Here is a 10,722-nt window from a genome sequence, read left to right as displayed (position 1 = left end):
AGCCCAGTGCCCGCAGACCGGGGACGAATGTCACCAGCACCGGATCCATCCCGCCCAGCGCCGTCGTGCACAGACAGTCCCGCGTCTCGTTCGCCGGCAGCCCCGCCACCGCGTCGAACAGCACGCCCCGCAGCCGGTCCACGTTCGCCGCGAACACCTTCAGCACCTCGTCGTGCGAGACGCCCTCACCGGCCACGGCCCCCGCGTCGAGATCGGTGACCAGCGTCAACGACGTGTAGCAGAGCTCCAGTTCACGTGCGAGCGCGGCCTCGGGGTGTCCGGTCATGCCGACCACGGACCACCCCTGCGCCTGGTGCCACAACGACTCCGCGCGTGTCGAGAACCGCGGGCCCTCCACCACGACCAGCGTGCCGCCGTCCACCGGCTCCCAGTCCCGTCCGCGCGCCGCCTCCAGCGCGGTCCTGCGGCCGACGGGGCAGTACGGGTCGGCGAGCGAGACGTGCACCACGTTCGGCACGGTGCCGTCGGGCAGCGGCAGCCCGTCGAAGTACGTCTGTGCGCGGGCCTTCGTGCGGTCCACCATCTGGTCCGGGACGAGCAGGGTCCCGGGACCGTACTGAGGGCGCAGCCCGCCCACCGCGCACGGCCCGAGAACCTGCCGCACGCCGACGGAGCGCAGCGCCCAGAGGTTGGCGCGGTAGTTGATGCGGTGCGGCGGGAGATGGTGGCCGCGGCCGTGGCGCGGGAGGAAGGCGACCCGCCGGCCGGCGATCTCACCGAGGTAGAGGGAGTCGCTGGGTGAGCCGTAGGGGGTGTCGACCGGGACCTCGGTCACGTCATCGAGGAAGGAGTAGAAGCCCGAGCCGCCGATGACACCGATCTCTGCGTTCTCCATGGCGAGCACAGTAGCTGGCCCCAGGGACGCCGAGGACCCCGCCGTCGTACGACGGCGGGGTCCTGCGGAGGGGTCCTATGCGGCTGAGCTGGAGCTGGAGTTCGAGGTCGAGGTCGCGCCGGCCGACGACGAGCCCGAGTCCGACGAGGAGGAGCCGGACGACGAGGAGGCGCTCGACGACTTGGACGGCGCAGGGCTGCTGCTCGAGGACGAGCCCCGGCTGTCGTTCCGGTAGAAGCCGGATCCCTTGAAGACGATGCCGACCGCGGAGAACACCTTCTTCAGGCGGCCACCGCAGTTGGGGCACTCGGTCAGGGCGTCGTCGGTGAACTTCTGCACCGCCTCGAGGCCCTCGCCGCACTCGGTGCACTGGTACTGGTAGGTCGGCACTTGTCTTCCTCCTGGCACTCTCACTCAATGAGTGCTAACGACCATCAATAGTGACGCATTCCTCGGGTTCAGTCCACCGCGACGGGGGAGCGGTGACCGACGCCACGTGCCACCGTGCGGCCGCGGGGGTGCGTCACCAGCCGTGACCGCAGGGACACCAGGGTCACCAGAGCCAGCACCGTACCGGCCATCGGGACCAGGAAGCCGGCGCCGTTCCACAGGCGGTCCTCCAGCTGACCGGCGACCGTGACCGCGGCCGCCTGGCCGAGCGCGACCGCGCCGGTGAGCCAGGTGAAGGCCTCGGTGCGGACATCGGCCGGGACCAGGGCCTCGACCAGGGTGTAGCCGGTGATCAGGGAGGGTGCGATGCACATGCCGACCAGGAGGCCGAGACCGGCCAGGACGACCACGGAGTTGGCGGTCCACAGGCCGGAGGCGGCGAGCGCGAGAGCCGTGTAGCCGACGACCAGGCGGCGCTGCGGGGCGGCCTTCCAGGCGACGGCGCCGCACACGATGCCGGAGAGCATGTTGCCGGCGGCGAAGACGCCGTACAGGACGCCGTTCAGGCCGGGCTCGCCGATCGACTCGCTGAACGCGGCGAGCGAGACCTGCATGCCGCCGAAAACGGAACCGATGCCCAGGAAGGTGGCGATCAGAACCCGCAGGCCGGGTACGCGCAGCGCGGAAGCGTGCTCCACGCGCGCGTGCGTCACGGGGGCGACGGGCGGCTGGGTGCTCTTCTGTGCCGCGAACAGCACACCGCCGACCAGCGTCAGCGAGGCCTCGGTCAGCAGGCCCGCGGCCGGAGCCACGGCGGTGCACAGGGCGGTCGCCAGCAGCGGGCCGAGCACGAAGGTGAACTCGTCGGTGACGGACTCGAAGGCCGCCGCGGTCGTCATCAGGGGGGAGTCCTGGAGCTTCACGCCCCAGCGCGCCCGCACCATGGGGCCGATCTGCGGCACCGAGGCGCCGGTCGGGACGGCCGCCGCGAACAGCGCCCACAGGGGCGCGCGAGCCAGCGCGAGCGCCGTCAGGGAGGCAGCAGCGAGGACGTGCACCAGGACGACCGGGAGCAGCACCGCCCGCTGGCCGTGACGGTCGGCGAGACGGCCGCTGTAGGGCGCGAACAGTGCCATGGAGACGCCGGTGGCGGCCGCGACGGCGCCCGCGGCCCCGTACGAGGCGGTCGTGTGCTGCACGAGCAGCACGATGGAGAGGGTGAGCATCGCGAACGGCTGACGCGCCGCGAAGCCGGGAAGCAGGAACGTCCAGGCGCCGCCGGTGCGCAGCAGCTGGCCATAGCCCGGACGGGACGACTTCGAGGTGACCGTGGATGCCACGGCCCGTGCCTTTCTGCCGCCTGGTAGCGCGGCCCTTCATGGGCTCGGGCGCCGAGAGCTGTCCTCTTGCGCGGACTGCGGTAGATGCCGGCGCCTCGTGCGGAGGGCGTCGCGGCCGCCATACGGTCGCGCCAGCTCTGCGTCAGGCAGAGTTGGTTCGATCAGGGTGTGCCTTGATTGTACAGAGGTGAAGGGTAGGGACACCTGTGAAAAAGGGCACCACTGAGCCTGTCACCTGGGATTGCCAGAGGTGTGAACCGCACGAAACGCCCCCGTAACGGCCGCCCTTCTGCTCCCGCCCCGTAACGGCCGCCCCCGTCGGCTCGCGCCCCGTAACGACCGCCCCCGTCGGCTCGCGCCCCGTAACGGCCGCCCCCGTCGGCTCGCGCCCCGTAACGGCCGCCCCCGTCGGCTCGCGCCCCGTAACGGCCGCCCCCTCTGCTCCCGCCCCGCCCCCGTGGGTGTCGCCGTCGTAACGGCCGCCTTCGCGTCAGCGGCCCGCCCGCCCGTTGCCCGTCCCCAGCCAGCCCGCCAGCTTGCCGCCCTGCCCGACGGCCCGCAGACGCTTCTCCGCCGCGTCGCGGACCTGGTCCGTCGCGACCACGAGGAGTTCGTCGCCGTGTCGCAGGACCGTCGACGGCAGGGGCACGAACGACGCTCCCTCCCGGACGACGAGCGTGACCGCGGCGCCGGCCGGCAGCCGGAGCTCGTGGATCTCGACGCCGTGCATCCGCGACCCCTCGGGGATCGCGACGGACAGCAGATGTCCGCGCAGCCGCTCCAAGGGTGCCGATTCGATGCCGAGGTCGGCGGTTTCGGGGCCCTTGTCCAGGCGCAGGGTGCGGGCCAGCCACGGCAGCGTCGGTCCCTGGACGAGGGTGTAGACGACGACGAGGACGAAGACGATGTTGAAGATGCGGCGGCTGCCGACGACGCCGTTCACCATGGGGATCGTCGCCAGGATGATGGGCACTGCACCGCGCAGCCCCGCCCATGACATGAGCACCTGCTCCTGCCATGGCAGCCGGAACGGCGCCAGGCTCACCAGCACGCTCAGCGGGCGCGCCACCATGGTCAGCACCAGGCCGATGACCAGGGCGGGCAGGACGTCGTCGCCCAGTTCGTGCGGGGTGACCAGCAGACCGAGCAGGACGAACATGCCGATCTGGGCGATCCAGCCGAGCCCGTCGGCGAAGCCGCGCGTCGCGGGCCAGTGCGGCAGCTTCGCGTTGCCGAGCATCATGGACGCGAGATACACCGCGAGGAAGCCGCTGCCGTGCGCCAGCGCGCCGGCCGCGTACGCCGTGACCGCGATGGCCATGACGGCGATCGGGTAGAGGCCGGAGGCGGGCAGCGCCACGTGCCTGAGGCCCCAGGAGCCGAGCCAGCCCACCGCCAGACCGATGGCGGCGCCGATGGCCAGCTCCAGGAGTATGACCTCCAGAAGTGCGTACCAGTGCTCCACGGGTCCGGCCGTGGAGAAGGCGACGACCAGGATGACCACCGGGGCGTCGTTGAAGCCGGACTCGGCCTCCATGACGCCCGTCACGCGCGCGGGGAGGGGAACCTTCCGCAGCACCGAGAAGACCGCCGCCGCATCGGTCGACGACACCACCGCTCCGATGATGAGGGACTGCCGCCAGGGCAGGCCGCTCAGGTAGTGGGCGCCGGCCGCCGTGACGCCGACGCTCACCGCGACGCCGACGAGCGCCATGGAGGACGCCGCCGGGAGGGCCGGTTTGACGTCCTTCCACTTCGTGCCGAGACCGCCCTCGGCCAGGATCACGACCAGTGCCGCGTATCCGATGACCTGGGTCAATTCGGCGTTGTGGAAGTGGATCCCGCCCACCCCGTCCTGACCCATCGTGATGCCGATGCCCAGGTAGACGAGCAGGCTCGGGAGCCCGCTGCGCGAGGAAATCCGGACCGCTGCCACCGCGACGAGCAGAACGATCGAGCATGCGAGCAGGAGCTGGTTGAGGTGGTGGACAGTCAGCGGCTGTTCCCTTCTCGCCAATCCGGGCGCCGCGGTGCGGACGCCTCGATCCGAACACACGAAGCCCGGTGCTGCCGCGGACTTCAGTGCAAGTACTTCGTTACCTTACCTAAGTCTTGACGGTTTCTTGACGCTTCGGGGCGTGTGATCGAACTCCAGTCCGGGCTGGTTCCCGACTCCGCGTCAAGGCGGGGCGGGCCCTGCGCCTATGGTTGCTCCAGCGCTCAGTAGAAAGCACAGCCCGCCCTGCCGCTCGTGTTAGGACAGCAAGGACAGCGATGCCCCCCAACACCACCGCCTCTTCCGGCCAGAAGCCCGGCAAGTCCGGCAGGAAGAAGGGGCGCAGAGCCCGTCTGCTCGTGATCGTCCTGGTTGTGGCCCTCGTGGGGGGCTTCGGGTATGGCGGGTACTGGTCCGTCAGTACCGTGCGCGCCTCCTTCCCGCAGACCAAGGGCACGATCACCCTCGACGGCCTGTCGGGGCCGGTCGACGTCAAGCGCGACGGGTACGGGATCCCGCAGATCTACGCATCCTCCGACGAGGACCTGTTCATGGCGCAGGGCTTCGTCCAGGCGCAGGACCGGTTCTACGAGATGGACGTCCGCCGTCATATGACGTCCGGACGCCTGTCCGAGATGTTCGGCAAAAGCCAGGTCAAGGATGACGAGTTCCTGCGCACCCTCGGCTGGGACCGGGTGGCGCAGAAGGAGTACGACACCAAGCTGTCGGCCTCCACCAAGAAGTACCTCCAGGCGTACGCCAAGGGAGTCAACGCCTATCTGAAGGGCAAGGACGGCAAGGACATCTCCCTGGAGTACGCGGCCCTGGGCCTGACCAACGACTACAGACCCGACGCCTGGACGCCCGTCGACTCGCTCTCCTGGCTCAAGGCGATGGCCTGGGACCTGCGCGGCAACATGCAGGAGGAGATCGACCGCTCCCTGATGACCAGCCGCTTCGGCCCGAAGCAGATCGCGGACCTGTATCCGGAGTACCCCTACGGCCGCAACAAGCCGGTCGTCCAGGAGGGCCAGTACAGCGCCCTCGGCAAGACCTTCCGGCAGGGCGGCTCGACGGGCACGCAGTCGTCGGCCGGCACCTCGACGTCGGCCTCGGCCGCCTCGTCGTCGTCCTCCAGGTCCTCCAGGTCCTCGTTCGGGTCCTCCTCGTCCTCGGCCCTGCAGAGCCAGCTGGCGGGCCTCTCCGACGTCCTGGACAACGTGCCGACGGCCGTGGGCGTGAACGGCAACGGCATCGGCTCCAACTCCTGGGTCGTCGCCGGCAGCCACACCATCACCGGCAAGCCGCTGCTGGCCAACGACCCGCACCTGGCGGCCTCGCTGCCGTCCGTCTGGTACCAGATGGGCCTGCACTGCACGACGGTGTCCAGCGCGTGCCAGTACGACGTCACCGGCTACACCTTCGCGGGTATGCCCGGTGTGGTCATCGGCCACAACCAGAACATCGCCTGGGGCATGACGAACTCCGGCGTCGACGTCTCGGACCTCTACCTGGAGAAGCTGTCCGGGGAGGGCTACCTGTACGACGGCAAGGTGAAGCCGTTCACCACCCGGACCGAGACGATCAAGGTTGCCGGGAGCGACTCCAAGCAGATCGTCGTTCGTGAGACGAACAACGGCCCCTTGCTGTCCGACCGCGACGACGAACTCGTCAAGGTCGGCAAGAAGGCCACCGTCGACACCGCGGCGCCCGACCGCGGCGACGGCTACGGCATCGCGCTGCGCTGGACCGCGCTGGACCCCGGCAACACCATGGACGCCGTCTTCGCGATCGACAAGGCGTCGGACTGGACGGAGTTCCGCGCGGCGTCCCGGTCCTTCGACGTGCCCTCGCAGAACCTGGTCTACGCCGACACCAAGGGCAACATCGGCTACCAGCTGCCCGGTCGGATCCCGATGCGCACGCAGGGCGACGACGGCTCGATCCCCGCGCCGGGCTGGGACTCCAAGTACCGCTGGACCGGCTTCATCAAGCAGGACGAACTGCCCTACGAGTTCAATCCGGCGCGCGGCTACATCGTCACCGCCAACCAGGCCGTGATCGACAAGGACAAGTACCCCTACACGCTCACCACGGACTGGGGCTACGGCACCCGCAGCCAGCGGATCACCGACCTGATCGAGTCGAAGATCAAGGGCGGCGGCAAGATCTCGACCGACGACATGCGGCAGATGCAGCTCGACAACAGCAGTGAGATCGCCAAGCTCCTGGTGCCCAAGCTGCTCAAGATCGACGTCTCGGACAAGAACGTCCGGCAGACGCAGAAGCTGCTGGAGGGCTGGGACTACACCCAGGACGCCGACTCGGCGGCAGCCGCGTACTTCAACGCCGTCTGGCGCAACATCCTCAAGCTCGCCTTCGGCAACAAGCTGCCCAAGGAACTGCGCGTCAAGGGCCAGTGCCTGTGGGTGGTGCCGGCCGACACCACCGGGCCCGCGGACGCGAACCAGAAGGTGCGCGAGTGCGGTGAGCGCGAGCCGGACCAGGCGCAGCCGGACGGCGGCGACCGCTGGTTCGAGGTCGTGCGCAACATCATCGACGACCAGAAGAACGACTGGTGGCAGACGCCCGCGACGCGCCTCGACAAGGCCACGACAACACGCGACGAGCTGTTCGCGCGGGCACTGAAGGACGCGCGCTGGGAGCTGACCGCCAAGCTCGGCAAGGACCTCGACACCTGGAGCTGGGGCCGGCTGCACCGTCTGTTCCTGAAGAACCAGACCCTGGGTACCGACGGCCCCGGGATACTGCAGTACATGCTCAACCGCGGTCCCTGGAAGCTGGACGGCGGTGAGGCGACCGTGAACGCCACCGGCTGGAACGCCGCGGGCGGCTACGGCGCGGTCTGGGTGCCGTCGATGCGGATGGTGGTCAACCTGGACGACCTCGACAAGTCCAAGTGGATCAACCTTGCCGGCGCCTCCGGGCACGCCTACAGCGCCCACTACACCGATCAGACGGACAAGTGGGCCAACGGCGAACTGCTGCCGTGGCGCTTCTCCAAGGGCGCCGTCGACCAGAGCACGGCCGACACGCTGGTGCTCAAGCCCTGACGGGCGCCGCACCGTGAAACCGGCCCTCCACGCGCGCGTGGAGGGCCGGTTTGCTGCAGGGCCGGTTCGCTTGGCGTCCGTCGGCGTCCGTGACCGGGGCTCTCTAGGGTGCGCGGAAGCGGCGCAGGCCCGAGGGTGTCACCACCGCGTGCACCGGACGGTCGTGCGCCTCCTCGGGGACGTGGTCGACGACCTCCGCGTCGTAGAGGAGCACCACCAGCGCGGGGTCGGCACCCGCGTGTTCCAGGCGAGCCAGGACGCGGTCGTACGAACCCCCGCCGCGCCCGAGGCGCATGCCGCGCGTGTCGACGGCAAGGCCCGGCAGCAGCACGGCGTCGGCATCCCGGACGGCGTCCGGGCCCAGGCGCTCGCCCGCGGGCTCCAGCAGGGCCATCTTCCCGCCGTGCCGGACGCGCAGCAGGGAGTCCGGTCCGGCGTACGCGCCCCAGTCGAGGTCGTTGTCCGGCAGAAGCACCGGAAGCAGTACGCGAACGCCTCGGGCGCGCAGCGCGTCCAGGAGCGTGAGGGTGCCGGGTTCGCTGCCCACGGAGACATACGCGGCCACCGTGCGCGCGTGCGCCAGTTCGGGCAGTTCCAGGGCGCGCCCGGCGAGGGCGACGGCCGCCTCGTGCACGTCGGCGGCCGTCAACCTGCCTCTCATCGCGAGGACCCCTCGCCGCAACATTCGCTTGTCAGGCTCTGTCTCGTGTTCCCTTGGAACCACAGGTCAGCGGCCTCCTCTTCATAAATCTGCTCATATGAGAGCGATTTAACCGGAGCCACAGGATCCGAACATAGCCACCGGATATGGTTGCGGACATGACTCAGTCTCACCCCAGGATCACCAAGGCTGTCATTCCCGCAGCGGGACTCGGTACCCGGTTCCTTCCGGCCACCAAGGCCACTCCCAAGGAGATGCTGCCGGTCGTCGACAAGCCCGCGATCCAGTACGTGGTCGAGGAGGCCGTGTCCGCGGGGCTTGACGACGTCCTGATGATCACCGGCCGCAACAAGCGACCTCTCGAGGACCACTTCGACCGCAACTACGAGCTGGAGTCGGCCCTGGAGGAGAAGGGCGACGCCGAACGGCTCGCGAAGGTCCAGGAGTCCAGCGATCTCGCCACCATGCACTACGTCCGCCAGGGCGACCCCAGGGGCCTCGGCCACGCCGTCCTGTGCGCCGCCCCGCACGTCGGCCACGAGCCCTTCGCGGTGCTCCTCGGCGACGACCTGATCGACCCGCGCGACCCCCTGCTGGCCCGGATGGTCGAGGTCCAGGAGCAGCGCGGTGGCAGTGTCATCGCGCTCATGGAGGTCGCGCCGGAGCAGGTCCACCTCTACGGGTGTGCGGCCGTCGAGGCCACGGAGGACGGGGATGTCGTCAAGGTGACCGGTCTGATCGAGAAGCCCGACGTGGCGGACGCCCCGTCGAACTACGCGGTGATCGGCCGCTATGTCCTCGACCCGCATATCTTCGACATACTGCGCAAGACCGAGCCGGGCCGCGGCGGCGAGATCCAGCTCACCGACGCCCTCCAGCAGCTCGCCGCGGACGAGAAGATCGGCGGCCCGGTGCACGGCGTCGTCTTCAAGGGCCGCCGCTACGACACCGGCGACCGTGGCGACTATCTGCGTGCCATTGTCAGACTCGCGTGCGAACGTGAAGACCTGGGCCCGGACTTCCGGGCCTGGCTTCGCAGTTACGTAGCCGAGGAGATGTAGCGATTTGAGCGCCGCCGCGACCCGCGCCACCGGCCAGGACCACCTCTGGTCGGTGGACGAACACCTGGAGGACATCCTGGCCACCGTGCGCCCCCTGGATGCGATCGAGCTGCAACTGCTGGACGCCCAGGGCTGCGTCCTGGTCGACGACGTCACGGTGCCGGTCTCCCTGCCGCCGTTCGACAACAGCTCGATGGACGGGTACGCGGTGCGGGTCGCGGACGTCGCGGGCGCGAGTGAGGAGTTCCCGGCCGTTCTCACGGTGATCGGGGACGTCGCGGCAGGCTCGCCCGACCTGCTCCAGGTGGGCCCCGGCCAGGCCGCGCGGATCATGACCGGCGCCCCGCTGCCGCCCGGCGCCGAGGCCGTCGTCCCCGTGGAGTGGACCGACGGCGGTCTGGGCGGCGGTCCCGTTTCCGGGATGCGCGCCCGCAGCCTGTCCCCCGAGGGCGCCTCCGGGCAGGTGCGGGTCCACCGCCCGGCGGAGGCGAGCGCACACGTGCGCGCGGCGGGCAGCGATGTGAAGGCGGGCGACCTCGCCCTCGCGGCGGGAACCGTCCTCGGGCCGCCGCAGGTCGCCCTGCTCGCCGCGATCGGCCGCGGCACGGTCCGGGTGCGCCCGCGTCCGCGCGTGGTCGTCCTGTCCACCGGCAGCGAACTCGTGCAGCCCGGCGAGGAACTGGCGAGCGGCCAGATCTACGACTCCAACAGCTTCGCTCTCACCGCCGCCGCCCGGGACGCCGGCGCCATCGCCTACCGGGTCGGTGCGGTCGCCGACGACGCGGACACGCTCCGCTCGGCCATCGAGGACCAGCTCGTCCGCGCCGACCTCATGGTCACCACCGGCGGGGTGAGCGTGGGCGCGTACGACGTCGTCAAGGAGGCCCTGTCCTCCGTCGGCGACGCGGACGAGACGGGCAGCGGCATCGAGTTCCGCAAGCTCGCCATGCAGCCCGGCAAGCCCCAGGGCTTCGGCGCGATCGGCCCCGACCACACGCCGCTGCTCGCGCTGCCGGGCAACCCGGTGTCGTCGTACGTCTCCTTCGAGCTGTTCGTCCGCCCCGCCATCCGCACCCTGATGGGGCTGGCGGACGTGCACCGGCCCAGAGTCAGGGCCGTCCTGGAGACCGAGAAGGCGCTGACCTCGCCCGCGGGCCGGCGGCAGTTCCTGCGCGGGAAGTACGCCGACGGCACTGTGACCCCCGTCGGAGGCGCCGGGTCGCATCTGATCGCGGCCCTCGCCCAGGCCGACGCGCTGATCGTCGTCCCCGAGGACGACACGTCGGTCGAGCCGGGCACCGAGGTCGAGGTGGTCCTGCTCGGCTGACCGCCTGTGCCTGCGCT

At 70.3% G+C, this 10,722-nt stretch carries 8 protein-coding genes; 3 read left to right on the top strand and 5 right to left on the bottom strand.

Annotated features, from left to right (window positions below; translation table 11 throughout):
• The 4 genes from AAW14_RS36600 to AAW14_RS36585 form a co-directional block, all read right to left on the bottom strand.
• The coding region (locus tag AAW14_RS36600) for an S-methyl-5'-thioadenosine phosphorylase (RefSeq protein WP_265568764.1) at positions 1–856 on the bottom strand (856 nt) is incomplete at its 3' end.
• 75 nt (positions 857–931) lie between these two features.
• On the bottom strand, positions 932–1,246 hold the full coding sequence (locus AAW14_RS36595; RefSeq protein ID WP_265568763.1) for an FmdB family zinc ribbon protein: 315 nt from the start codon (positions 1,244–1,246) through the stop codon (positions 932–934).
• Between the two features lie 68 nt (positions 1,247–1,314).
• Complete coding sequence (locus AAW14_RS36590) at positions 1,315–2,586, bottom strand: MFS transporter (RefSeq protein ID WP_265568762.1); 1,272 nt, start codon at positions 2,584–2,586, stop codon at positions 1,315–1,317.
• A gap of 490 nt (positions 2,587–3,076) precedes the next feature.
• Positions 3,077–4,603 (bottom strand): potassium/proton antiporter, encoded by a 1,527-nt coding sequence (locus AAW14_RS36585; RefSeq protein WP_265568761.1) that lies wholly within the window; start codon positions 4,601–4,603, stop codon positions 3,077–3,079.
• 257 nt (positions 4,604–4,860) lie between these two features.
• Between AAW14_RS36585 and AAW14_RS36580 the strand changes: the two genes are divergently transcribed.
• Positions 4,861–7,656, top strand: coding sequence for a penicillin acylase family protein (locus AAW14_RS36580; RefSeq protein WP_265568760.1), 2,796 nt, complete (start codon positions 4,861–4,863; stop codon positions 7,654–7,656).
• Between the two features lie 103 nt (positions 7,657–7,759).
• On the opposite strand, the gene AAW14_RS36575 is transcribed toward AAW14_RS36580, so the two are convergent.
• A complete protein-coding gene (locus AAW14_RS36575) occupies positions 7,760–8,317 on the bottom strand; it encodes a 5-formyltetrahydrofolate cyclo-ligase (protein ID WP_265568759.1) in 558 nt (185 codons plus the stop codon).
• Between the two features lie 158 nt (positions 8,318–8,475).
• On the opposite strand from AAW14_RS36575, the gene galU reads away from it, so the two are divergent.
• Entirely contained in the window at positions 8,476–9,378 is a 903-nt protein-coding gene (gene galU, locus AAW14_RS36570) for a UTP--glucose-1-phosphate uridylyltransferase GalU (RefSeq protein WP_265568758.1), read from the top strand.
• A 4-nt stretch (positions 9,379–9,382) separates the two neighbouring features.
• Positions 9,383–10,705 (top strand): gephyrin-like molybdotransferase Glp, encoded by a 1,323-nt coding sequence (gene glp / locus AAW14_RS36565; RefSeq protein WP_265568757.1) that lies wholly within the window; start codon positions 9,383–9,385, stop codon positions 10,703–10,705.
• The last annotated feature ends 17 nt before the right edge of the window (positions 10,706–10,722 follow it).

This window comes from Streptomyces hygroscopicus (genome assembly GCF_026168105.1).
Classification (GTDB): domain Bacteria; phylum Actinomycetota; class Actinomycetes; order Streptomycetales; family Streptomycetaceae; genus Streptomyces; species Streptomyces hygroscopicus_D.
The sequence above is the reverse complement of the archived record's forward strand: the minus strand, read 5'-3'. Positions and strand labels throughout refer to the sequence as shown.

Coding starts and splice junctions, on each gene's coding strand:
- galU (WP_265568758.1), top strand. CDS start 8,476: ATGACTCAGTCTCACCCCAGGATCACCAAGGCTGTCATTCCCGCAGCG.
- AAW14_RS36575 (WP_265568759.1), bottom strand. CDS start 8,317: ATGAGAGGCAGGTTGACGGCCGCCGACGTGCACGAGGCGGCCGTCGCC.
- AAW14_RS36580 (WP_265568760.1), top strand. CDS start 4,861: ATGCCCCCCAACACCACCGCCTCTTCCGGCCAGAAGCCCGGCAAGTCC.